The following is a 23,805-nucleotide window of genomic DNA, read 5'->3' on the forward strand; positions in this document are numbered from 1 at the left end:
GCACCCGGTTCACTCCTCCCCAGTTGGGATCAATGCGCCTTTGTTGCACTCAGACTGACTGAAACCCACATTCATCCCGAACGGGGTTCCAGCAGACACTGAATGAATGTGGCTTTGTTGCACTCTGAGTGACTGAAACCCACATTGATCCCAAATGGGGCGCAAATCTGGAGTGAGCGCGCGAGGGCAGCTGGTCAGGCAATTGCGGGCGGTTGAGCCGGCGGCGGTGCTGCGGTGCGGCCGCGGAAGAGTTCGGTCGGGAGGGTTTCGGCGGCGACGATGCCCGAGTGCGAGGACGAGAGCACCAGTTTGCCTGCGCGGCGGCCTTTTTCCTCGGCGTCCTGGCGCACGGTGGTCAGGTTCTCGCGAATGGCGTCGGAGATGCCGTCGAATCCGGTGACCGAGAGTTGGCTCGGCACATCGATTCCCGAGACTCTGGCGAAGTTGAGTGCACCGAGGGCGATGACGTCGGTGGTGCAGAGCAGTGCGGTGGTCTCGCGGTTGGCCTGTAGTGCCTGGGCTGCGGCGGAGTGGCCGGAGCGCACGGTGTGGTCGAATCGTTCGACGACGGTGAGGGTGTCGGGGTCCAGTCCGGCGTCGATCATCGCGGCCTGGACTCCGGCGATGCGTTCACGTTGGACGTGGAAGTGACTGTCGGCCAGCCGCCCCGGGGGTACGACGCCATCGCGGCGGTCGCGTCCGAGCCGCATGCACAGCACTGCAAGATGCTCATGTCCCAGCGAGATCAGATGTGCGGCAAGCATTTTCATGGCGACGCGGTCGTCGATTGCGACGAGGGCGGCCTCGGGGATGTTGCGGGGTTGGTCGCATACGACGATGGGCAGGTGTCGTTCGCGCACTGCGGCCAGGTAGGGGTCGTCGTCGGCGACGGAGTAGACGACGAATCCGTCGACTCCTGCTTGTTGGACGACGGCTGCGGCTTGGACGTCGTCGCGTTCGGCTCCGGCGGGGATGAGCAGCAGTCCTTGTCCTGCGGCCTCACAGGATTCGGCGAGACCGGCGAGGAAGCTCATGGCGGCGGGGTCGCGGAACGAGTAGCTGAGGGCCTCGGTGAGCAGGAGTCCGATGGCTCCGGCTTTGCGGGTGCGCAACGATCGCGCGACCGGGTCCGGGCCTGCGTAACCGCGTCGCTTGGCTGCCTGGAGAACGCGTTCGCGCAGTTCGGGCGAGAGTTGATCGGGTCGGTTGTAGGCATTCGAGACGGTGGTTCGCGATACCTTCAGCTCGGCTGCGATCGACGCCAACGTCGCTTGACGTCGGGGCTCGCTTGACCTGGCCATAACCGGGACGTTAGTCCCACACCCCGCTGCAGTGAAAATCGAGGTTGGGCTCGTCCGATTCGATACCGAGCCCGCCCGAGAGCTAGAGTACAACGGTAACGGTTTCCATTAGCGTCAAGCCCTGCCTTCAGGAGTACATCGATGTCGTCCTTCCACCGCCCGTCTCGGGTCAAGAGCTCGGCCCTCATCGGCCTGACCTGCGCTGCCGCGCTGGCACTGACCGCATGCAGCTCCAACGAGCCGACGAGCACCGAGTCCGCACCGGCCAACCCCGTCGACGGTCCGATCACGATCGTCGCGTCCACGAACGTGTGGGGCAGCGTTGCCGAGGCCGTTGCGGGCGACCTGGCCACCGTGAAGTCGATCATCGCCGACCCGTCGGCAGATCCACACTCGTACGAGGCGAGCCCCGGTGACGCCGCCGCGGTTGCCGAGGCGTCCTTGGTGGTCTACAACGGCGGTGGCTACGACCAGTTCATCGAGGACATCCTCGGCTCCGAGGGCAAGGACGTGCCGTCCGTCGATGCCTTCACGTTGCTCGACGCGGACCACGATCACGACTCCGAGACGACGTCCGAGGCAGCAACCGAGCCCGCAACCGAGCCCGCGACCGAAGACGGCCACTCGCACGGTGAGGTCAACGAACACGTCTGGTACAACGCCGAGGTCGCAGCGCACACCGCCGAGGAGATCGCCGACAAGCTCGGTCAACTCGACCCGGACAACGCCGCGCAGTACACCGCCAACGCCGAGACGTTCCACGAGCAGATCCACGCCATCACCGACGTGACGGACCGGATCGCCGCCGAGTTCCCGAACGCACCGGTGGCCCAGACCGAACCGATCGCGCACTACCTCCTCGAAGAGTCCGATCTCGACGACCGCACTCCCGAGGACTTCAAGGACGCCATCGAGGAGGGCAACGACCCGTCGCCCGCATCGATCGCCTCGACACGGGATCTGTTCACGTCCAAGTCCGTCCGCGCGCTGGTCTACAACACTCAGACCGAAGACGCTGTCACACAGGACATCCGCACCACCAGCGAGGCTGCGGGCATCCCCGTCGTCGAGGTCACCGAAACTCTGCCCGCCGGGATGACGTTCATCGAGTGGCAGACCAAGGCCGCGACGGACCTGCAGGCCGCGCTCAGCACCAACCCGTGAGCCGATCCGCCTCCCGATCGGTGGGCAGCTGATGGAAAGCTGTAACGCATGCCTGCTGTAGAACTGCGCGATGCCGGACTGGCTTTCGGCGACCGCACCCTCTGGCAGAACCTGGATCTGTCCGTCGCGGCGGGCGAGTTCGTCGCCGTCCTCGGCCCCAACGGGTCGGGCAAGACGTCGTTGCTCAAGGTGCTGCTCGGTCAGAACCACCTCACGTCCGGCACCGCGTCGATCGGCGGCAGTCCCGTTCGCCGCGGCCAGTCGGGCGTGGGGTACGTCCCCCAGCAACGCAACATCGACGACGATCTGCCGCTGCGCGGACGCGATCTCGTCGGTCTCGGCTGGGACGGCCACAAATGGGGCATGGGACTGCGCGGCATGCGGCAGCGCAAGGAAACGGTGCAGCGCGCCATCGATCAGGTCGACGCCAATTCTTTCGCCGGCGCACCGGTCGGCTCGATGTCCGGTGGTGAACAGCAGCGACTGCGGATCGCCCAGGCACTCGTCGGCGATCCGTCGGTATTGCTGTGCGACGAGCCCCTGCTGAGCCTCGACCTCGCCAACCAATCTTTGGTCTCCGGCCTCATCGATCGCCGACGGCGGGAGCACGACACAGCCGTGCTGTTCGTGACGCACGAGATCAACCCGATCCTTCCGCTCGTCGACCGCGTCGTCTACATCGTCGACGGCCGGTTCCGGATCGGGACTCCCGAGGACGTCATGACCACCGAGGTGTTGTCGGAGCTGTACGGCACCGAGGTCGAGGTGTTGAAGGTTCGCGGTCGGCTCGTCGTCGTCGGAACCGGCGACTCGATCGATGCGCTCGGCTCGGCCGGCGCCCACCACCCACCCGTACCGCACGACGGAGAAGACAAGGCATGAACGAGAAGGTTCTCGACGCATTCTCGAAAATGCTCGACTTCGACACCACGGCGAATCTGCTGAGCTACGACTTCGTTCAGCAGGCGTTGATCGCCGCTGCCATTCTCGGATTGCTCGCCGGCGCGCTCGGACCGCTCATCGTCAGTAGGCAGTGGGCCTTCGCGGTACACGGATCGAGTGAACTCTCCCTCACCGGTGCGTCCGCTGCACTGCTCGTCGGCATCACCGTCGGACTCGGGGCCATCGTCGGTTCCGTCGTCGCCGCGGTGATGTTCGCCCTCCTCGGCAACAAGGCCCGCGACCGCGACTCGGTCATCGGCGTCATCATGTCGTTCGGCCTCGGCCTGTCGGTGCTGTTCATCTGGCTGTACCCGGGCCGAACCGGCACCAGCTTCTCGTTGCTCATCGGCCAGATCGTCGGCGTCGGGCAGAGCGGAATCCAGCTGCTGCTGGTGTGCGCCGTTCTCGTGCTGATCGTGCTCACCGTGGTCTACCGCCCGCTGTTGTTCGCCAGCACCGACCCCGAGGTGGCCCTGGCCCGCGGCGTCCCCGTCCGCGCACTCTCGGTCGTGTTCGCCGTACTCGTCGGTGTTGCCTGTGCACTCGGCGTGCAGATCGTCGGCGCGCTGCTGGTGCTCTCGCTGCTCATCACCCCGGCCGCGGCCGCCGCGCGGGTCACGGCCAGCCCGCTGAAGGCGACGCTGCTGTCCATCCTCTTCGCCGAGATCGCCGCTGTCGGTGGCATCTTGCTCTCGCTCGCCCCGGGCCTCCCGGTCTCGACTTTCGTCACGACCATCTCGTTCGTCATCTACCTCGTGTGCCGCGGCATCGGGGCAACCCGCAAGGCCAATTCCGGACGGCTCGTCGCCGCCTAGACTGTCCAAGGTGACCGCCATCGATCTCAACGCCGATCTCGGCGAAAGCTACGGTGCGTGGACTCTGGGCGACGACGACGCGATGCTCGCAGTGGTGTCCAGTGCCAACGTCGCGTGCGGCTTTCACGCCGGTGATCCGACCACTCTGCTGCGCACCTGCCGCTCTGCTGCGAACGCGGGCGTGCGGATCGGGGCTCAGGTCGGCTATCAGGACCTCGCCGGATTCGGTCGACGCTTTCTCGACGTCGCCCCCGCAGACCTCACCGCCGACGTGATCTACCAGATCGGTGCCCTCGACGGCCTTGCCCGAGTGGCCGGTTCGGCCGTCACCTACGTCAAACCGCACGGGGCGCTGTACAACGCGATCGTGCATCACCGCGAGCAAGCGAAAGCCGTCGCCGAGGCAGTCGCCGCGTACGACCCGCACCTGCCGGTACTCGGACTGCCCGGTTCGGCATTCCTCGACGAAGCCGAACGCGTCGGGTTACGCACGGTCGCAGAGGCTTTCGCCGATCGCGCCTACACCCCACAGGGAACTCTGGTCTCGCGCTCGGAACCGGGAGCCGTGCTCAGCGACCCGGAGGCGGTCGCCGAGCGGGTACTGACGATGATCACCGACGGTACGGTCGAGGCGGTGGACGGCACAACGGTCGAAGTCCGCGCCGAATCGATCTGCTTGCACGGCGACTCCCCCGGCGCGGTGGCGATGGCGAATGCCGTGCGGGACCTGTTGCGCGCCAACGCTGTCGATATCGCCTCCTTCGTCTGATGCGCCTCCTCCCCGCAGGCGAGAACGCGCTGCTGATCGAGTTCGCCGACCTGCCCGAGACCATGTCGTACCACCGGTCCATGGTCCGCCAACGGCCGGACGCGGTCGTCGATCTGGTTCCTGCCGCCCGCACCGTGCTGGTGATCTTCGACGGGGCACCGGCACCGATACTCGAGTGGGTCGCGGCGCTGGAACCCGCTGTCGACGACCCCAGTGCCGCATCCGAGGCGGTCACGATTCCCGTCACCTACGACGGCGCTGATCTCGACGACGTCGCCCGCCTGACGGGCCTGTCCGTCGCCGAAGTGGTTGCAGCGCATACGGAACAGACCTGGACGGTCGCGTTCGGAGGCTTCGCGCCCGGCTTCGGCTACCTCGTCGGCACCGACACCCGACTGCACGTGCCGCGGCGTGATTCACCGCGCACCAGCGTCCCGGCAGGCGCAGTGGGTCTGGCCGGCGAGTTCTCCGGCATCTACCCGCGATCCTCACCCGGGGGATGGCAATTGATCGGCCGCAGCGACGTGACGCTGTGGGACAGTGAGCGCACTCCACCGGCACTGCTCACACCCGGCACCACCGTCCGATTCGAGTCGACATGAAGGCTCTGACCGTCCTGCAGACGGGTCCGCTGTGCACCGTCCAGGATCGTGGACGACGTGGCCACGCGGCGGTGGGCGTCGGACGATCCGGTGCAGCGGATCTCCGTTCACACGATGCGGCAAACCGTCTGGTGGGCAACGACTCCGGTGCCGCCACCCTGGAAGTGACCTTCGGTGGCCTGCAGGTCCGAGCCGAGTTCGACGCCGTCATGGCCGTCACCGGCGCGCACGTGATCTGCCGCGTGGACGGCACCGTGCAGGGACTGCATTCGACACTCTTGGTCCGAGCCGGGCAGGAGTTGACTCTGTCGCCGCCCTCATCGGGTCTGCGCAGCTACCTCGCCGTCCGGGGAGGCATCGACGTCCCTCCGGTTCTCGGCAGCAGATCGACGGACACGATGTCGGGCCTCGGGCCCGATCGACTCTCCCCCGGGACGGTGCTCCCGGTCGGCGACGCCACAGACCAGTGGCCTGCAACGGATTTCGTAGTACCGAACCCGCTCGAGCAGACACTGCACATCACGTTCGGCCCGCGCGAGGACTGGTTCACCGAGCATGCCCGATCGGTTCTGGTGCAGCAGCCATGGACGGTCACGCAGGATTCGGATCGCGTCGGCATCAGGCTCGACGGCGTGCAGCCCTTGACCCGCGCGGTCGACGACGAATTGCCCAGCGAGGGAATGGTTCTCGGGGCACTGCAGGTACCGCCATCGGGACAGCCGGTGTTGTTTCTCGCCGACCATCCCGTCACGGGCGGCTATCCGGTGATCGCCGTCGTCACCACGAACGATATGTCCACCGCTGCGCAATTGACCCCGGGAACGCGGATCCAGTTCCGCGCTGCCGGTTGATCAGGCCCCGCGCAACCTCACACCCTTCTTCTCGACCTCACACGCCCACTCGAGTCATAGCAGGGGTGTGAGGTTCACACAGAGGGGTGTGAGCTTCAGCCTCGACGCTGACGCGCGATGTCGGCCAGCACGACGCCGGCCGCGACGGATGCGTTGAGCGATTCCACCGGTCCGGCCATCGGGATCGACAGGATATGGTCGCAGGTCTCGCTGACCAGACGCGAGAGGCCCTTGCCCTCGGACCCGACGACGATGACGACCGGCCCCTTACCGTCGAAGGTGTCGAGGTCGGTGTCGCCGCCTGCGTCGAGGCCGACGACAGTGACGCCCTTGGACTGCCAATCCTTCAGTGTGCGAGTCAGATTGACCGCCCGCGCGATGGGCAGTCGGGCTGCAGCACCGGCGCTGGTGCGCCATGCCACCGCCGACACGCTGGCGCTGCGACGCTGCGGAATCACGACGCCGTGGCCACCGAACGCGGCCACCGAACGCACGACAGCGCCGAGGTTGCGCGGGTCGGTGATGTTGTCGAGCGCCACGAGCAGTGCGGGTTCCTGGTGCGTGCGCGCGTTCGAGATCAGATCGTCGGGGTGCGCGTAGCGGTACGGCGGCACCTGCAGGGCCAGGCCCTGGTGCAGTCCGTTGGCGCTGAGCTTGTCCAGATCCGAGCGAGGCACTTCGAGGATGGAGATCCGCGCATCGCCTGCACGCTGCACGGCTTCCTTGAGTCGATCGTCGCTGTCGGTACCGACGGCAACCCACAGGGCGGTGGCCGGAACGCCTGCACGCAGGCACTCGACGACCGGGTTGCGCCCGAGTACCACCTCGGGACCGTCTTCTGCCTTGCGTCCGGCCGGGCGTCCACCCGCGCGTCCTCCGGTGGTAGCGCCGCGGTTCTGCGCGGACTTCTCGGCGAGCTTGGCCCGACGCGCTGCGGGATGCTTGGTGCGCTCGGAGGCGGGGGGCGTTGCGCCGCGGCCCTCGAGGCCCTTACGACGCTTGCCTCCGGATCCGGCGACCTGCCCCTTCTTGGTGCCGTCCTTGCGGATTGCGCCGCGCCTACTCGAATTGCCTGCCATCACAAACCTGCTTCGTCGGTCTTGCTCGTACCCAGCGACCATTCGGGCCCATTGGGTGTATCTGTCACATCGACTCCGGCCTGCGCCAGTCGATCGCGTATCTCGTCGGCGACGGCCCAGTCCTTGGTCGCCTTCGCCGTTGCTCGACGCTCCAGCTCGGCCTCGACGAGAACGCCGAGTGCACCGAGAGCTGCTGCGTCCGAACCACTGTCACTCGACCAGTGCGGATCGAGGGGGTCGACACCGAGGATGTCGAGCATCGCCCGCACGCTGCCCGCATGCTCCACGGCTGCCGGTAGGTCACCGGACTCGAGGGCGGTGTTGCCGAGGGTGACGGTGGCGTGAATCTCGGCCAACGCTTTGGGAACTCCGAGATCGTCGTCGAGAGCCGCGGCAAACCCGGCGGTCCACTTGCCCATCGGAACGTCACCTGCGCGTTCGACAGCTCGCCGGACGAATCCTTCGATGCCCCGGTACGTCACCGCCGCGGTCTCGAGCGCAGTGTCGGAGTATTCCAGCATCGAGCGATAGTGCGCGCCGCCGAGGTAGAACCGAAGTTCTTGCGGCCGAACCTTTTTGAGCACGTTGGGTACCGAGAGGACGTTGCCGAGAGACTTGGACATCTTCTCGCCGCCCATCGTCACCCAGCCGTTGTGCAACCAGTAGCGCGAGAAGCCGTCGCCGGCCGCCATGGATTGGGCTCGCTCGTTCTCGTGATGCGGGAACACGAGATCGAGTCCGCCGCAGTGGATGTCGAAGTCCGGACCGAGGTAGGTCTCCGCCATCGCCGAGCACTCGAGATGCCAGCCGGGACGGCCTGGGCCCCACGGCGTCGGCCACGAGGGCTCGCCGGGCTTGGCACCCTTCCACAGTGTGAAGTCGCGAGGATCGCGCTTGCCCTCGGCAACGCTCTCGCCCTGGTGTACGTCGTCGAGCTTGTGACCGGACAACGCGCCGTAACTCGGGAAACTCTGCACGTCGAAGTACACGTCTCCGCACGAATCGGCATACGCGTGCCCACGCTCGATCAGCCGCTCGATCATCTGGACCATCTGAGTGATGTGGCCCGTCGCACGCGGTTCGGCGGACGGCGGCAGCACACCGAGCCGGTCGTAGGCCCAGGTGAACGAACGCTCGTACGTTGCCGCCCACTCCCACCACGGCCGCCCGGCGTCGCGCGCCTTGTTCAAGATCTTGTCGTCGATGTCCGTCACGTTGCGGACGAAGGCGACGTCGTAGTCGTGAGCCAACAGCCAGCGGCGCAGCACGTCGAACGCCACCCCGCTGCGTACGTGGCCGATGTGAGGCTCACCCTGCACCGTCGCCCCACACAGGTACACCGATACATGGCCAGGGACCAAGGGGGTGAATTCCCGCAGGGCCCTCGTCTCGGTGTCGTGTAGGTGAAGGGTCACGACCAGCAATGCTACCGGTGGTTTTACCTCGTCATGACAAGTGCGGTCGCGACGGCCGCGATTCCTTCGCCGCGACCGGTCAGCCCGAGCCCATCGGTGGTGGTCGCGGACACCGATACCGGAGCACCGAGCACACCCGAGAGAACGTCCTGCGCCTCGACGCGGCGCGGTCCGATCTTGGGCCTGTTGCCGACGATCTGGACCGCAGCGTTACCGATCGTGAATCCGTCCGCATCGAGCAACCGTCGTACCTCGGTCAGCATCGCGGCTCCACTGACGCCGTCCCACTCCGGACGCCCGGTGCCGAAGACCGACCCCAGATCGCCCAGGCCCGCAGCGGACAGCAGGGCGTCACACAGCGCGTGTGCGGCGACGTCACCATCCGAGTGGCCCTCGAGTCCGTCCGCGTCCTCGAAGAGCAGTCCAGCCAGCCAGCAGGGCCGGCCGGGAGCTATGGGGTGGACGTCGGTGCCGATGCCGACTCTCATAGGAGCGCCTCTGCCAGTAGTAGGTCGTGCGGGGTGGTGATCTTGAATGCGAGGGCGTCGCCGACGATGGTGTGCACCGTCTCGCCGATGCGCTCGACCAGTCCTGCATCGTCGGTGGAGATGTCGGTAGCGGCGGCATACGCGCGACGCAGGACGTCGGCGTCGAAGCCCTGCGGGGTCTGGACCGCACGCAGACTCGCGCGATCGGGCGTGCCGACCACAGCGCCCATGAGGTCGACTTCCTTGACGGTGTCGACGACGGGCAGCACCGGGATGACCGCTGGTCGTCCGGCTCGGACCTCGGCGACGACGCGGGCGATCAACGCGGGCGGGGTGAGAGCGCGAGCGGCGTCGTGTACCAGTACGACGGAAGCGTCTCCGACGACGGCGAGACCGGCGCGCACCGAATCGGTGCGTTCGCGGCCGCCTGCCACGACGATGACGTCGTCGCCGACGAGCCCGCGGGCCGCGTCGAGCAGATCGACGGGCACGATGACGACGATGCGGTCGACGGCACCCGAGGCACGCAGTCCGTCTACGGACCGCGTGAGAAGAGAGTCGGTACCCAGACAGACGAAAGCCTTCGGCTCGTCGTGTCCGAGCCGAAGGCCTTTACCTGCTGCGGGTACCAGGGCGACAACGTCGCCGGCGGTACCGTTCACGCTACGAAGCTGCTCATTCTGCGAAGCTGCACACGCTACGAAGCGGTGGCGAGAACTTCGTCGAGCATGGTGTCGGCCTTGGCCTGGTCGGTTCCCTCGGCCAGTGCCAACTCGCCGACGAGGATCTGACGCGCCTTGGCGAGCATCCGCTTCTCGCCTGCCGACAATCCACGATCCTGTTCGCGACGCCAGAGATCGCGAACGACCTCTGCCACCTTGTTCACGTCACCGGAAGCCAGCTTCTCCAAGTTGGCCTTGTAGCGACGCGACCAGTTGGTGGGCTCTTCGGTGTGCGGTGCGCGCAGCACCTGAAAGACTTTGTCGAGGCCTTCTTGCCCGACGACATCGCGAACGCCGACGTACTCGGCATTGTCCGCGGGGACTCGAACGGTGAGGTCGCCTTGCGCGACCTTGAGAACCAAGTACTCTCTCGGTTCACCCTTGATGGTGCGTGTCTCTATCGCTTCGATCAGCGCCGCTCCGTGATGGGGGTAAACGACGGTGTCTCCGACCTTGAAAATCATGTGACAAGTGCCCCTTTCGATTTACCCAGAATACCACGCCCAATATCAACGGCGCAGGTCAGGGGCACAGCGCTGCCGAATCAGGGGTTGACACAGACGGTTCGACGTGTATCCGGGGCCACATTTCGGCCGCGGTCGTAACACCCCCGTTCCTTGCGGAAGGCTGCCCTACCTGGCGCATCGTGAGCAGTGGCGGACCCCACGAGCGGCCGGTGGACGAGAACTACTACTCTGCCTAGTGGACGAGATGGACCGAGCCGGCCCGGCACCACATGGAGGACGACCGAAGTGACTGCAATCGACGCTGCGACACCGCTTGGCCGCCATCGCAGAACGGCCGCCGCCCTCGCGCTTCTCGCTGGTGGCACCCTCGCACTCACGGCCTGCGGCGCAGGTCAGATTTCGCAGACGGCCACTCAGGTCGCGGCGGTCAACGGCAATTCCGCCGACGTCGGGGATATCCAGCTTCGCAACGTTCACGTGGTGTACCCCAACTCCGAGGAGTACAGCATCGAGCCCGGCGGCACCGTCGAGCTCGGCTTCACGGCCATCAACGCCAACCCCGCCGTTGCGGACGAGCTGACCGGGATCTCTTCTCCCGAGGCTCAGGTCACCATCGTCGACGAGGCAGAACCGGGCAGCACCGAGATCGCTCCGCTGACCGCGCTCGGTGCCGGATCGCCCGCCGACACTCAGCTGGACGATCCGCTGCTTCCGATCCAGCTCATCAAGGTCGAGATGGCCGACATCAGCGAGAATGTGCGCCCGGGCCTGACCCTGCCGGTCACCTTCCAGTTCGCGAACGCCGGCGACATTGTCGTCAACGTGCCCGTCGACGCCGGTCACGAACTCGAGCGCTCCGAAGAGGCAGTCTCCGAGCACAGCGGCGGGCACTGACCCCGCCGTACGAGGTCACCGGACCTGTCGGTGCCCATCGTTAGGCTTCCGACGTGGTCAAACTGAAGTCGAGCTACCGCTGCTCCGCGTGTCATCATTCGGTCTCCAAGTGGGTCGGCCGGTGTCCCGAATGCGGCGACTGGGGCTCGATGGACGAGGTCCAGGCCACCGCGGCACCGCTCACGTCGCGCGCAGGTGCATCGGCGCTCCGCTCGGGCGGCGGTGCCATGATCCCGACGACGCCTGCAGCTGCACTGACGACCATCAGCAGCGCAACCTCGCAGGCGAACACCACCGGCATCGACGAGTTCGATCGTGTCCTCGGCGGCGGTCTGGTCCCCGGTTCGGTCGTTCTGCTGGCCGGTGAGCCGGGCGTCGGCAAGTCGACGCTGCTGCTCGAGGTGGTGCATCGGTGGGCGCGTTCGGCTCCCGATCGCCGCGCGCTCTACGTCACCGGTGAGGAATCGGCAGGGCAGGTTCGGCTGCGAGCGGACCGTACCGGCGCGGTGCACGAGCGCGTCTTTCTCGCCGCCGAGTCCGATCTGGCAACCGTGTTCGGACACGTCGAACAGGTCAAGCCCAGCCTGTTGATCGTCGATTCGGTGCAGACGATGCTGGCCGCCGACGTCGACGGCGTCATCGGCGGTGTCACTCAGGTCCGCGCCATCACCAGTGCGTTGACCACGCTGGCCAAGACCACCGGAGTCGCCGTTCTGCTCGTGGGGCACGTGACGAAGGAAGGCGCGGTGGCAGGCCCGCGCTCGCTCGAACACCTCGTCGACGTGGTCCTCAACTTCGAGGGCGACAAGCACTCCACGCTGCGCATGATTCGCGGCGTCAAGAACCGGTTCGGCGCCTCGGACGAGGTGGGCTGCTTCGAACTGCGGGAGACCGGAATCGTCGGCATCAGTGACCCGTCCGGGCTGTTCCTGCATCACCGCAACGACGCCGTCCCCGGAACCGCCGTCACCGTCACGATGGACGGCAAGCGGCCGCTGCTGGCCGAGTTGCAGGCACTGATCGTCGACACCGCGATGCCGTCACCGCGACGCGCGGTCAGCGGACTCGATCACGCCCGTGTCGCGATGATTCTGGCCGTCCTGGAACGCCGGTGCGGGGTGAAGGTGTCCAAGGCCGAGGTCTATGCCGCGACGGTCGGCGGGATGCGCACGAGTGAGCCATCCGCAGATTTGGCTCTGGCGGCTGCGGTGGCGTCGGCGGTGCGTGATCAACCGTTGCCCGCAGGAATGGTGATTCTGGGGGAAGTGGGGCTCGCCGGCGAGGTACGACGCGTTGCCGGGCTCGGGCGCCGCCTCGCCGAGGCAGCCAGACTGGGGTTCAACTACGCCATTGTCCCCGAGGACGCGGGCCCCATCCCGCCCGGCATCAAGGTCAAAACCGTCACCAACGTCGGTGAGGCCCTGACGTACACGCGTATGCGGCCGGTATGACACCGGGCGGTACCCTTTACGGCGCTGCCCGTGTGCAACGGCGTGGCCCGCATTCGGCGGCGCGTTAGTCTTTGTTGGGCACGAGCTCCAGATCTGCCGCATGCCGTTACGACACGAGGGGGTTGGCCATGGAAGGCGCCGCGCAGTCCCCGGCGTTACGCGAGACCATCGCTCGACTGGCACCGGGCACCGCCCTCCGGGACGGTCTCGAACGAATCCTGCGCGGCCGCACCGGCGGATTGATCGTCCTGGGCTACGACGAAGAGGTCGAGGCCATCTGCGACGGCGGGTTCGAGCTCGATGTCGAATTCGCGCCGACACGACTGCGCGAGCTGTCGAAAATGGATGGCGCAGTAGTGCTTTCGACCGACGGGCAGCGCATCGTTCGGGCCAATGTTCAGCTCGTCCCCGACCACAAGATTCCTACCGTCGAATCCGGCACCCGACACCGCGCGGCCGAGCGAACCGCGATGCAGACCGGGTATCCCGTTGTCTCCGTGAGCCAGTCGATGAGCATCGTCAGTGTCTACATCAGCGGCATCAGGCACGTCGTCGAGGGCTCAGCCACCATCCTCTCGCGCGCCAATCAGGCCGTCGCCACGCTCGAGCGATACAAGGCCCGGCTCGACGAGAACACCCGTCAACTCTCGGTCGTGGAGATCGAAGATTTCGTGACCCTGCGCGACGCGTTGACCGTCGCCCAGCGCCTCGAGATGGTGCGACGGGTGTCGGTGGAAATCGAGCAGAACGTCCTCGAACTCGGCACCGACGGCCGTCAGCTCGCTCTCCAACTCGAAGAGTTGTTGGGCGACAACGACATCGATCGTCAACTGATCGTGCGCGACTATCTCGCCGGCAACGAACCGTCGAGCACCACCGGCGTGGAGAAAGCGCTCGCGGCGCTGGACAAGCTGACCGATGTCGACCTGTTGGACCTGACGACTCTGTCCCGGGCATTCGGTTATCCCGCGACCATCGAAGCGTTGGACACCCCGATGAGCCCGCGCGGTTATCGCGTACTGACGCGAGTGCCGCGGTTGCAGTTCAGCCAGATTCACCGACTCGTGGGCGCATTCGGCACTTTGCAGGGCCTGCTGGCCGCAACCGCCGCCGATCTGCAGTCGGTCGACGGCATCGGCGGCCTGTGGGCCAGGCACATTCGTGAGGGACTGTCCCGCTTGGCAGAGGCCTCGATCTCCGGGCCCTACGACTAGGAAGCGCTACGACCGTGACCCGGGACCACTGGGAGAACCGGTAACCCCTACCGCTTCTTGGTCCCCGGGAGGAAACCAGCGTCGATCACGGCTTTCACGTAGGGCCGTGCGCTCGTGATCAGCTGCTCCGCATCCGGAACGGTCTTCCACACTGCCGAAGCCATGGCGTCGGTGCGATCCTCGATGTGCCGATCGAGAACGGTACCGGCCTCGGTCAACGTCTCCCCCTCGGCAGAAGTGGTGAGCAGTCCCCGGACGGCGAGTCGTTCTGCAGCCGAATCCCATTCGGTCTCGGACCACTGTCGCGTCAGCTGTGTGATGCGCTTGCCGAGTGCTCGGCGCCCGGGCTGCGGTGTCGGGCGGACGGCTTCGTGGAACACCGCTGCTTCCGCGGGGTCGAGTTCCGCGTCGATCAACGCGGCGAGGTGGCCGTCGCCCCGCCATTCACGCAGCACGGTGATCGAATGCCACAGGGCGAGATGAGGCACGTCGGGTCGTTCGGTGGAATGCCATGCTGCTGCGAGAGGACGGCCGGCGAAGGACGCCGCGTCGCCGATGCTGCGCAACCGCTCCGCGATGGTCGCGAGATCGGGCTCGGAGGCCAAGGAACCCAATGCTGCGCCGAGGACGGAGTCGAGCAGTGCCCACCGACGATCGGACACCGCATCCAGACCGACGGCCACAGCGGCCGGCCACGCCTGCTCGATCAACACCGGGTTGAAGTTGTAGAACGCAGCCGCGACGACGCTGGGCGCGCACGGACCCATCGGCGCGGCCCGTGCGCCCACGTACCAGGCATGTCCGTCGAGTCCGGTGTCCTCGTACGCAGATCCGAGTTCCGGATTGAAGTACGCGGTCACATGGAAGGGTTCGAGCGTCGTGTAGGCCGCTCGGGCAAGCGCTGTCGGGGTGGTCATGAGATTCGACCGTACTCAGCCGGTGATGTTGAACGGTTCCGGCACGCTCTTGAGTTCGCCCAGCTGTGCGATGGCCTGGTATGCACCGACGCCGACCGGGACGCGCTCTTCACCGCAACCGGGAACCGAGTTGGTGCCCGACCACTTCACCGTGAAGCCGGCCTGCTCACCGGGCTTGAAGGTTCGCAGATCCGACGCAGCGTTCGGGAAGCAGTCGATGTTGGACCAGATGCGCTGGTTGTCGAGCGTGTAGACGAGCGCCTGCTGCAACCCGGCACCGACGTCGCGCTGGCACTCCGCCGACCCGATGTTGGTGATCACGACGGTGAACACGGGCTCTTCGCCGAGGCGATAGGTGGCCTTCTCGGGCGTCACCTTGATCGCGAGGGACTGATCCGGGCACTGGTTGGCGATCGCCGGAGCGGGCGCACCACTGGTCGTTGCTGTTGTCGTGCCACCGCCGGCCGCGGAGTCGGTACCGCCGCCCGAACCACCGGACCCACCGGAACCGCCCGATCCCTCACCCGAACTACCGGAGCCACCCGAACCACCGGGCGTGGCAGACGAGCTGGGCGACGGCAGGGCGGACGTGGTCGCCGGAGCTGCGACCCCGGCCGGAGCGGCCTCGGGGTCGTCGGAACGACCGCTGAGCGAGGCGATGAACCACACGATCAAGCCGAGGACGACAACGGCCGCACCGATGGCGAGTGCGCGGCGTCGCCAATAGATTTCGGGAGGCAATGGCCCGGTCGGTTCCAACACGAATCAACCGTATGCGGCCGAAGCCTGGCTATCCCTGAGCCCACGCGGCGTGTCGCACCGGCGAACGGGCTTTCGGGGGCTGCCGGACCGTCAGGCGGGCTGTTCGACCGTTCAGGCGGGCTGCTCGACCGTTCAGGCGGGCTGTTCGCCGATGTCGCCGATGACCTCGCGAAGCTGCGCACGCCCCTTGGACAGCTGGTACGTGAGTCCGACGATCGCCAGCTCGCCGGCTTCGACCTTCTCGGCGACGATGCGCGAACGCTGCATCAGCAGGTTGCCGGTTTCCTGGACGTGGCGCGCCTCGAACTCGTCGACGGCTTCGTGGCCGTCGCGTCGGGCCGAGAGCACCGACGGGGTGACGCGCTCGACGACGTCGCGGATGTAGCCGCCGGGCACGTCACCGCTCTCGAGTGCGTCGACGGTCGCCTGGACGGCACCGCAGTGGTCGTGTCCGAGCACGACGATCAGCGGAGCATTGAGCACCGCGACGCCGTACTCGATGGAGCCCAGAACAGCGGAATCGACGACGTGGCCGGCGGTGCGAACGACGAACATGTCGCCGAGGCCCTGATCGAAGATGATCTCGGCGGCGACGCGCGAGTCGGCGCAGCCGAACAGGATGGCCCCGGGGTGCTGAGCGCTCTCGAGCCGGGCGCGGTCCTCGATCCCCTGCGACGGATGCAGGACCTCTCCGGAGACGAACCGTTGGTTGCCTTCCTTGAGTGACTTCCAGGCAGCGATCGGATTCGAAGCAGGCATAGCTCTCATTGTGCACGCGCAGCGGGTTACCGGCGAGTCGGGTGCACGCGCAGCGGGCTACCGGCGAGTCGGGTTCACTACTGTTGGTACCCGTCACAGACACGAGAAGAAGGGCGCACAGTTGCCGATCGATCCCGAGGCCCTGCTCGGATGGTTCGATACCGACGGACGCGACCTGCCGTGGCGTCGTCCGGGAGTGACCGCATGGCAGATCCTGATGAGCGAGATCATGCTGCAGCAGACGCCCGTCGTGCGGGTGGCTCCCATCTGGGAGCAGTGGGTGCAGCGGTGGCCGGTCCCCTCGGCGATGGCCGCGTCGTCGCAGGCCGAGGTGCTGCGGGCGTGGGGGAAGCTGGGGTACCCGCGTCGCGCATTGCGTCTGCACGAGTGTTCTCGGGTGCTCGCCGAGGACTACGGCGACGAGGTTCCGCAGGACGTCGATACCTTGCTCGGCCTGCCCGGCATCGGGGCCTATACGGCCAGGGCGGTGGCGACTTTCGCGTACGGCCAGCGAGTTCCGGTGGTGGACACCAATGTTCGACGCGTCGTCGCGCGTGCGTTGCACGGCAACGCCGAGCCTGGAAATCCCTCGACGGCAAGGGATTTGGCCGACGTCGAACAACTGCTTCCGAAGAGCGTGCCCCGCGCCGCCCGGTATTCGGCGGCGTTGATGGAGCTCGGTGCGCTCATCTGCACCGCAAAGAATCCGGCGTGCCTGCTTTGCCCACTTCCCGAGTGCGCCTGGATCGAGGCCGGGCGGCCTGCGCACACCGGCCCGGCGAAGAAGGTGCAGAAGTTCGCCGGAACCGATCGACAGGTACGCGGTAAACTGATGTCGGTCCTGCGAGAGAGCACGGGGCCGGTGGAGCGGGCTCAGCTCGACATCGTCTGGCCCACCGACCCAACCCAGCGTGACCGCGCGTTGGACTCACTGTTGACCGACGGCTTGATCGAGCAGACCGAATCGGGCTTGTTCGCGCTGGCCGGTGAGGGTTCGGACAGCTAGGACGCCAGAAACTCCACCAGAGTCGCATTGACCGCGTCGGGTCGTTCGAGGTAGCCGAAGTGGCCCGTATCGGCGATTTCGACGTAGCGCGCACCGGGTATCGCCGCAGCCACTTCGCGGCACTGCTGCACCGGAATGAGCCGGTCGTCGGCAAATCCGACGACGAGCGACTTGGCCGAAATTCGGCGATACGCTATCAATCTGTCTGTGCCGGCACGCATTTCGAGTCCGATCTGCGCCCGCATACCGGCCGTCTTCTTGCCGCCGGAGTATTCGAGCACCGCCAGCCAGTCGCCGATCGCTGCCTCGTCGGCCAAAGTCTTGGGCGAGAAGTTCTGCATCGCAGTCATCGCCGCCCGGTACGAGGCCGGAAGTTCGACTCCGGCGTCGAACAGGTCTTTCTCACCCTTCGTCAACTGCTGACGCATTGTGGTGTTTTTGCCGTAGGTGGCCATCATCACTGCGTGCGACACCAGATCCGGCCGCGCCAACGCCAATTCCTGGGTGACGCGTGCGCCCATCGACGTGCCGACGACGCGCGCCTTTCCGCCGCCGAGATGTTCGATCAAGGCGGCGGTGTCTTCGACCAGGTCGTCGAGCGTCATCCCGCGCGCACACTCGGACGACGGTGCGATACCGCGATTGTCGAATGTGACCACGCGATATCCACTCTTCACCAGCGCGGGAACCTGATGGGTTCGCCAGACGCGGCCCGGGCTTCCCGTTCCCATCACCAGAACCACGAGCGGTCCGTCACCGGTGACGTCGTAGTTCAGGTCGATTCCGTTGAGCTGTGCGAGCGGCATTCGGATGATCCTAGTGTGCGCAGGAACCCCTCGACGGCGTCGCGATACCGCTCCGGGGCTTCGTCGTGAACGAGATGCGCCGCACCCTCGACTCGGACGTACACCGATCCGGGCTTGGCCGAGTGCATTCGGCTCATCTGTCCGGCAGGCGTGATGGTGTGCTCACCTTCGATCAACAGAACCGGAGCACGGACGGCATCCCATTCGTTCCAGAAGTGCCGCGTCCCCCACTCCTGCGAAATGGCCTCGAACGTATCGACGTCACCGTGCAGTCGCCAGCCGTCGTCGCTGAGCTCGAACGAATCCAGAAAGTACTGTCCGGCAACATCTCCGAAGAAGGCGCGTACCGCGTCGGCGTCCGGGAACGGTTGCGGCCACGCCCGGATCATCGCCGCCCAGCCGTCCGCCGTTCGACCGCGAAAGTCCGGCGCGATGTCTTCGATGACGAGCGCGGTGACCAGATCGGGTCGCCGCGCAGCCGCACACCAGCCGTGCAGCGCTCCCATCGAATGACCGACCAGCACACTGGGACCCACCGTTTCGAGGTGCTCGATCAGGTCGTCCACGAACGCCTCGGTCGTCAGTTCGGGCGGCGGAGGCCGACGGTGGCCCGGGGCGTCGTAGGTGTGCACCCGCCCGAATTCTCGGAGCCACGGAATCTGGCGTCGCCACGTCGCCGCACTGCCCATCAGCCCGTGCAGCAGCAGTATCGAACGGCCGGATCCACCCTCGTCGTAGAGCATCACCGCCGAGCATATCGGCGGGGTAGTCTCCCGAGAATGGCCATTGTGAAGATCAACGCGATCGACGTACCCGAGGGCGCAGGCCCCGAGCTCGAGAAGCGCTTCGCCGCGCGTGCCGGAACGGTCGACGGTTCGCCCGGTTTCCTCGGGTTCCAGTTGCTCCGTCCGGTCAAGGGCGAGACACGCTATTTCGTCGTCACCCAGTGGGAGGACGAGGAGTCGTTCCAGGCCTGGTCCGGTGGCCCGTCACGGCAGGCGCACGCCGGTTCCGGCGAGAGCAAGCCGGTCGCGTCGGGCGCGTCACTGCTGGAGTTCGAGGTCGTGCTGGACGTGCCCGCCACCTCGTGACGACGCAGTTCGCCCGTCAGATGGGCTGACGGGCGAGCTCCCACTCCAGTCTGGTGGGCGTATCGGAATCGAGTTTGTGCACGGCGTCGAACAACAGCTCGGCAGGCATCGGGCGACCGAGGTAAAAGCCTTGTGCCGCATCGCAACCCAGCCGACGAAGGGCGTCGAGGGTGCCTGCATCCTCGACGCCCTCGGCCATGATTCGCACACCCAGACTGCGGGCCAGGTCGATGGTCGAGCGAACGATGGACGCGTCGGTGTCGTCGGAGTTCATCTTCGAGACGAACGAGCGGTCGATCTTGAGGGTCTGCACCGGCAGGGTCTGCAGGTACGCCAGCGAGCTGTAGCCGGTCCCGTAATCGTCGATGGCCAGAGTCACCCCCAGGCTGCGCAACGAGGTCAACGCAGCCACCGATCGCACCGGGTCGGTCATGGCTGTCGTTTCGGTGACCTCGAACTCCAGGGCGTGCGCCGGTACGGAGTGTTTCGCCAGTGCCGCGGCGACCTGTTCGGTGAGTGTCTCGTCGAGAAGATTCCGAACCGAAAGGTTCACCGAGACAGACAGAGTGATGCCTCGCCGTCGTAGTGCGCTGCACTGCGCGAGTGCCTCGTCCAGTACCAGCGCGGTGATGGCGGGCAACATGCCGGTGCGCTCGGCATCGGGGAGAAACGTCGACGGCCCGATCAGTCCCTCGCGAGGGTGCAGCCACCGCAGCAGAGCCTCGACCCGGTCGACGCTGCCCGACTCGAGATCGAGACACGGCTGGAAGAACACCCGGAGCTGATGGTCACGGATCGCCGTGTCGAGCTCGCCCAACAGTCGCATCTGATCGTGTCGGTTTCGGTCCATGTCGGGCTCGTACAGACCGATGCGAGCATGGCCTGCCTTCGCGGACGTCAACGCCACATGAGCTCGCTGCAACATCGCCTCGCCGTCGACGCCGTTCGTCTCGGACGCCCCCGAACACTCCTCGAACGCCGCTATCCCTACCGCCGCGTCGAGGGCGACGTTGATGTCGTGCACGAACATCGTTCTGCTGACCGCGAATTGGAGCCGATGAGCCATGTCGAAAATATCGGTCCGGCCCGGGAGCCGACGCATCGCCACGACGAACTGATCGCCTCCCAGCCGTCCCACCAGATCGTCGGACCGCACCGAGGCGACGAGGCGATGGCCGATCTCGCGGAGCACGCTGTCGCCCACGCTGTAACCGAACGTCTCGTTGATCTGAGCGAAACGGTCGATGTCGACCACGAGCGTGAAGACGTCCGATTCGCCGCGCGTGGCGAGCATCGTGTCGAGCCGCTCCCGAAGCAGCCTGCGGTTCCCCAGTCCCGTGACGGCATCCGTTCGTGCCACGTTCTCGAGCACCGAAGCCTGCCTGCGCAGCGTTCCGAGGAAGCAGGCCATCCTGCCGCCGACCAGGGATATGACCAACGCAGAGGACAGCACGATCACCCAACCCCACTGCGCGACGGGCACTCCGCGAGCCAGTTGCACGGCCATGGCCGCCGGGGTGACGGCAACCGCGAGACCCAGACCGACGAATCGTGCTCGCCCGAACCTGAACGGACTGGGCCGCTCGATGCGTGCGACCGCCCGCTCCGGCACGAACAGCGCAACGACTCCGAAGCACACGTAGGCCGCCAGCCACAGCGTGTTCGGGATCAGCGAGCGGTAGAGCTCGACATCGTCGAGCCGAGAGTAGGTGGCGAAGTCGGACACGGTGAGAAGCACTGTGCCGATGGTGGCAGCCACGACCGGGATTCCGGTCGAACGCGTCAACAGATAGAGACTGCCGATGAGAGTGAGCAAGAACGCGTCGATGGTCAGGTAGACGGTCGCAGGCAGGAACGAGAGCATCGAGGCCAGCGACCCCGTCCAGTCGCCGGGAACGACGAACATCCACGCGGCCAGACCGACGCCCACCGCGACCACCAGACATTCGAGGAGCTCTTCCAGACCGAAAACGAGCCCGTTCTCGTCGGCCGCACGCGCAAATCCCACAGCGATGATCACGTACCCGGCCAGAAACAGCACGTCTGCGGCCGAGAAGGTCGAGACCCGACCGCCCCCGTATTGCATCAAGGCCACCAGGCCGTCGCCCACGCCCCAGCAGCCGACACCGAGGGCCATGTACTTCCATGTGCGCCGATCCGGACCGTTCTCGCGCAGGTACCGATAGACGAATGCCGCCATTGTGGCCAGGACCACGATTGCATAGACGATGTCGCGGGGTAATCCCTGCGGGGCTGCCGCATGCGCTGCGACTGCGAGGGCACCCAGGCCTAGGAAGCGCGTCCACAACATGGTGGGCACATCCTTCCTAGGCTGGTCGTTACATTCCCCGAAGGTATGCAACAGCCGATCTAACCCGATGCTTGACCTCGATTCGGCACCGAACCATCCGTGGATGGGTCGATTCACGAACTATTTCAAACCTGACGACTGTTCGCCAGTCTCACATCGGGTGATCCGTTCGATCAGCCTTCGAGCGCGGCGTCCAGCGTGATCTCGACACCGGTGAGAGCCTTGCTGACCGGGCAGGTCTCTTTCGCTGCCTGCGCTGCCTTCGCAAACCCGTCGGCGTCGAGACCGTCCACCTCGCCGCGGACGGTCAATTTGATACCGGTGAGCTTGAAACCGGGCTGATCCGGGCCGAGCGAGACATCAGCGGTGACTTCGAGACTCTGCGGAGTACCGCCTGCTTCGGCGATCAGCGCCGACAATTGCATCGCGTAACAGCTCGAATGAGCCGCTGCGATCAGTTCCTCCGGGCTGGTGGTGCCGTCGGCGTTCTCGGCGGCACGCTTGGGAAACGACACGTCGAACGTCGCTGCACCAGAACTGGACAGCTCCACCTGGCCGGAACCTTGTTCGAGAGTTCCATTCCATGCGGTGCGTGAGGTACGTGTTGGCATCGAACCGAGTCCTTTCGTCGTCGACCCTTCATAGGGCCGATACTCAGGCTAACGTCGGCGGGGTGACCGGGCCATCGAGTGCGGAGATCTCGAGATGACGAACGAGCGAGCCACCAGTTGTTTTCGGCGAACAGCGATGATCGTGGCAGCGGCGCTCGTCTGGGGTGTCACCCTGTCGGCACCCGTCGTCGCCGATCCCCTGTCGGACTTCTACGACCTGCCGGTGGAATCGACGGGACATTCGCCCGGCGATGTGGTGCGAGTACGACCGATGAACTCGCCCAAAGGTTTCGGACTCGGCTTCGACATCGAACGAATCCTGTACACCTCCACCGATACGCACGGCGAACCAATGACCGTCTCCGGGTACACGATGACCCCCACCGCGCCGTGGCCCGGTCCCGGACCGCGACCGGTGATCGCCTACGCGCCCGGCACATCCGGGATGGCCGATCGCTGCGCCGGATCGGCGGTACTCGGTACCGTCGGGTCGTCCCCCGCCATCCTGCCGCTACTGCTGGCCGGCTATCGCGTCGTAGCGACCGACTACCAGGGACTCGGCACTCCGGGCGGGCACACATACCTGAACCGCCTGGCCTCGGCACATGCGTTGCTCGACGTAGCGAGAACCGCCGACGATGACGCGCCGTTGGTGCTGTACGGGTACTCGGAGGGTGGGTTCGCCTCGGCCTCGGCGGCCGAACTCGCCAATGGGTATGCCCCCGAGCTCAACATCGTCGGCGCCTATGTCGGTGCGCCACCGGCAGATCCGACGCTCAACATCGAGCCCCTCGACGGCACCACACTCGGCAGCGCCGTCCTGTTCGCGGTCGACGGCATGATCAATGCCTACCCCGAACGTGCCGACGACATCCGAAGCGTGTTCGACGCCGACGGCACCGCACTGCTGGACGCCGCGCAGAACTGGTGCAGTACCGACCGCGCAGCGAACGACGCTATCGACACAAGAGCTCTGACCCGCGACGGACGCCCACTAACCGCCCACCTCGACGACCCTGGTGTTTCGCAGGTGATCGACGCGAACACCGTCGGCCGAATCGCACCGAGCATGCCGGTCTACCTGTCGCACGGCGTCGCCGACGACGTCGTACCGATCGAGCAGTCCCGCACTCTGCTCGAACGTTGGCGGGAACTCGGTGCCGACGTCACCTACCGCGAATACGACTTTCCGGTCGTCCCGATAACCGGCGCGAACCATGCACCCGGAGCCCTGGCCGCATACGCCGACATATTGCCCTGGATCGCGGACCTCGTTCACGAAAGCGACGCCTGATCTCAGCACCGAAATCAGGGTCTTCACCGAGGCGATCGCGGGGAGTTCCTTGATTCACTCGTGCGGCAACGCAG

25 protein-coding genes are annotated in these 23,805 nt (G+C 66.2%); 12 read left to right on the forward strand and 13 right to left on the reverse strand.

The window, feature by feature from the left end; genetic code table 11:
* Positions 1-194: 194 nt before the first annotated feature.
* Entirely contained in the window at positions 195-1,301 is a 1,107-nt protein-coding gene (locus CH266_RS09555) for a LacI family DNA-binding transcriptional regulator (protein WP_032364921.1), read from the reverse strand.
* Between the two features lie 141 nt (positions 1,302-1,442).
* Between CH266_RS09555 and CH266_RS09560 the strand changes: the two genes are divergently transcribed.
* The 6 genes from CH266_RS09560 to CH266_RS09585 are packed head-to-tail and all read left to right on the forward strand — an operon-like array spanning position 1,443 to position 6,444.
* Entirely contained in the window at positions 1,443-2,465 is a 1,023-nt protein-coding gene (locus CH266_RS09560) for a metal ABC transporter solute-binding protein, Zn/Mn family (protein WP_094622818.1), read from the forward strand.
* 48 nt (positions 2,466-2,513) lie between these two features.
* On the forward strand, positions 2,514-3,347 hold the full coding sequence (locus CH266_RS09565; RefSeq protein WP_027494335.1) for a metal ABC transporter ATP-binding protein: 834 nt from the start codon (positions 2,514-2,516) through the stop codon (positions 3,345-3,347).
* On the forward strand, positions 3,344-4,222 hold the full coding sequence (locus tag CH266_RS09570) for a metal ABC transporter permease (RefSeq protein WP_032364918.1): 879 nt from the start codon (positions 3,344-3,346) through the stop codon (positions 4,220-4,222). The genes CH266_RS09565 and CH266_RS09570 overlap by 4 nt, the downstream gene beginning before the upstream one ends.
* 10 nt (positions 4,223-4,232) lie before the next feature.
* Positions 4,233-4,991 (forward strand): LamB/YcsF family protein, encoded by a 759-nt coding sequence (locus CH266_RS09575; RefSeq protein ID WP_094715160.1) that lies wholly within the window; start codon positions 4,233-4,235, stop codon positions 4,989-4,991.
* Positions 4,991-5,593 carry a 5-oxoprolinase subunit B family protein gene (locus tag CH266_RS09580; RefSeq protein WP_094715161.1) on the forward strand — a complete coding sequence of 201 codons (603 nt, stop codon included), beginning with the start codon at positions 4,991-4,993 and terminating at the stop codon, positions 5,591-5,593. Before CH266_RS09575 ends, CH266_RS09580 begins: the two co-directional genes overlap by 1 nt.
* A complete protein-coding gene (locus CH266_RS09585) occupies positions 5,590-6,444 on the forward strand; it encodes a biotin-dependent carboxyltransferase family protein (RefSeq protein WP_094715162.1) in 855 nt (284 codons plus the stop codon). Before CH266_RS09580 ends, CH266_RS09585 begins: the two co-directional genes overlap by 4 nt.
* 95 nt (positions 6,445-6,539) lie before the next feature.
* Here CH266_RS09585 and rlmB read toward each other — a convergent pair whose 3' ends face one another.
* The 5 genes from rlmB to CH266_RS09610 are packed head-to-tail and all read right to left on the reverse strand — an operon-like array spanning position 6,540 to position 10,612.
* On the reverse strand, positions 6,540-7,523 hold the full coding sequence (rlmB, locus tag CH266_RS09590; protein WP_027494340.1) for a 23S rRNA (guanosine(2251)-2'-O)-methyltransferase RlmB: 984 nt from the start codon (positions 7,521-7,523) through the stop codon (positions 6,540-6,542).
* Positions 7,523-8,938 carry a cysteine--tRNA ligase gene (cysS, locus tag CH266_RS09595; protein WP_094665718.1) on the reverse strand — a complete coding sequence of 472 codons (1,416 nt, stop codon included), beginning with the start codon at positions 8,936-8,938 and terminating at the stop codon, positions 7,523-7,525. The genes rlmB and cysS overlap by 1 nt, the downstream gene beginning before the upstream one ends.
* Before the next feature lie 23 nt (positions 8,939-8,961).
* Positions 8,962-9,426 (reverse strand): 2-C-methyl-D-erythritol 2,4-cyclodiphosphate synthase, encoded by a 465-nt coding sequence (gene ispF / locus CH266_RS09600; RefSeq protein WP_094715163.1) that lies wholly within the window; start codon positions 9,424-9,426, stop codon positions 8,962-8,964.
* Positions 9,423-10,088, reverse strand: a complete 666-nt coding sequence (gene ispD / locus CH266_RS09605) for a 2-C-methyl-D-erythritol 4-phosphate cytidylyltransferase (RefSeq protein ID WP_032388290.1) — start codon at positions 10,086-10,088, stop codon at positions 9,423-9,425. Before ispD ends, ispF begins: the two co-directional genes overlap by 4 nt.
* A 35-nt stretch (positions 10,089-10,123) precedes the next feature.
* Positions 10,124-10,612, reverse strand: a complete 489-nt coding sequence (locus CH266_RS09610; RefSeq protein WP_027494344.1) for a CarD family transcriptional regulator — start codon at positions 10,610-10,612, stop codon at positions 10,124-10,126.
* Positions 10,613-10,900: 288 nt separating this feature from the next.
* On the opposite strand from CH266_RS09610, the gene CH266_RS09615 reads away from it, so the two are divergent.
* From CH266_RS09615 to disA, 3 genes are all read left to right on the forward strand, one after another.
* The gene (locus CH266_RS09615) at positions 10,901-11,509 is read left to right on the forward strand and encodes a hypothetical protein (protein WP_094715164.1); all 609 of its coding nucleotides are present in this window, start codon (positions 10,901-10,903) and stop codon (positions 11,507-11,509) included.
* A 53-nt stretch (positions 11,510-11,562) separates the two neighbouring features.
* On the forward strand, positions 11,563-12,960 hold the full coding sequence (gene radA, locus CH266_RS09620; protein WP_027494346.1) for a DNA repair protein RadA: 1,398 nt from the start codon (positions 11,563-11,565) through the stop codon (positions 12,958-12,960).
* A 128-nt stretch (positions 12,961-13,088) separates the two neighbouring features.
* Positions 13,089-14,174 carry a DNA integrity scanning diadenylate cyclase DisA gene (gene disA, locus CH266_RS09625; protein WP_027494347.1) on the forward strand — a complete coding sequence of 362 codons (1,086 nt, stop codon included), beginning with the start codon at positions 13,089-13,091 and terminating at the stop codon, positions 14,172-14,174.
* 47 nt (positions 14,175-14,221) lie between these two features.
* Here disA and CH266_RS09630 read toward each other — a convergent pair whose 3' ends face one another.
* From CH266_RS09630 to CH266_RS09640, 3 genes are all read right to left on the reverse strand, one after another.
* Complete coding sequence (locus tag CH266_RS09630) at positions 14,222-15,091, reverse strand: SCO6745 family protein (protein ID WP_094715165.1); 870 nt, start codon at positions 15,089-15,091, stop codon at positions 14,222-14,224.
* 15 nt (positions 15,092-15,106) lie between these two features.
* Complete coding sequence (locus tag CH266_RS09635; RefSeq protein WP_094715166.1) at positions 15,107-15,853, reverse strand: hypothetical protein; 747 nt, start codon at positions 15,851-15,853, stop codon at positions 15,107-15,109.
* A 132-nt stretch (positions 15,854-15,985) separates the two neighbouring features.
* Entirely contained in the window at positions 15,986-16,612 is a 627-nt protein-coding gene (locus CH266_RS09640; protein ID WP_027494350.1) for a carbonic anhydrase, read from the reverse strand.
* Between the two features lie 121 nt (positions 16,613-16,733).
* On the opposite strand from CH266_RS09640, the gene CH266_RS09645 reads away from it, so the two are divergent.
* Positions 16,734-17,618, forward strand: coding sequence for an A/G-specific adenine glycosylase (locus CH266_RS09645; RefSeq protein ID WP_032382188.1), 885 nt, complete (start codon positions 16,734-16,736; stop codon positions 17,616-17,618).
* On the opposite strand, the gene CH266_RS09650 is transcribed toward CH266_RS09645, so the two are convergent.
* Both CH266_RS09650 and CH266_RS09655 read right to left on the reverse strand, forming a co-directional pair.
* Positions 17,615-18,424, reverse strand: a complete 810-nt coding sequence (locus CH266_RS09650) for an alpha/beta fold hydrolase (RefSeq protein WP_094715167.1) — start codon at positions 18,422-18,424, stop codon at positions 17,615-17,617. The genes CH266_RS09645 and CH266_RS09650 overlap by 4 nt on opposite strands.
* The gene (locus tag CH266_RS09655) at positions 18,391-19,167 is read right to left on the reverse strand and encodes an alpha/beta fold hydrolase (protein ID WP_052073632.1); all 777 of its coding nucleotides are present in this window, start codon (positions 19,165-19,167) and stop codon (positions 18,391-18,393) included. The genes CH266_RS09650 and CH266_RS09655 overlap by 34 nt, the downstream gene beginning before the upstream one ends.
* 36 nt (positions 19,168-19,203) lie before the next feature.
* Between CH266_RS09655 and CH266_RS09660 the strand changes: the two genes are divergently transcribed.
* Positions 19,204-19,515, forward strand: coding sequence for an antibiotic biosynthesis monooxygenase family protein (locus CH266_RS09660; RefSeq protein ID WP_027494354.1), 312 nt, complete (start codon positions 19,204-19,206; stop codon positions 19,513-19,515).
* A 16-nt stretch (positions 19,516-19,531) separates the two neighbouring features.
* Here the strand turns inward: CH266_RS09660 and CH266_RS09665 are convergent, their stop codons facing one another.
* Positions 19,532-21,826, reverse strand: coding sequence for a putative bifunctional diguanylate cyclase/phosphodiesterase (locus CH266_RS09665; RefSeq protein ID WP_048316578.1), 2,295 nt, complete (start codon positions 21,824-21,826; stop codon positions 19,532-19,534).
* A gap of 173 nt (positions 21,827-21,999) precedes the next feature.
* On the reverse strand, positions 22,000-22,437 hold the full coding sequence (locus tag CH266_RS09670) for an OsmC family protein (RefSeq protein ID WP_027494355.1): 438 nt from the start codon (positions 22,435-22,437) through the stop codon (positions 22,000-22,002).
* 94 nt (positions 22,438-22,531) lie between these two features.
* On the opposite strand from CH266_RS09670, the gene CH266_RS09675 reads away from it, so the two are divergent.
* A complete protein-coding gene (locus CH266_RS09675; RefSeq protein WP_176457045.1) occupies positions 22,532-23,731 on the forward strand; it encodes a lipase family protein in 1,200 nt (399 codons plus the stop codon).
* The last annotated feature ends 74 nt before the right edge of the window (positions 23,732-23,805 follow it).

It is taken from the genome of Rhodococcus sp. 06-1474-1B (genome assembly GCF_002258885.1).
GTDB lineage: Bacteria > Actinomycetota > Actinomycetes > Mycobacteriales > Mycobacteriaceae > Rhodococcoides > Rhodococcoides fascians.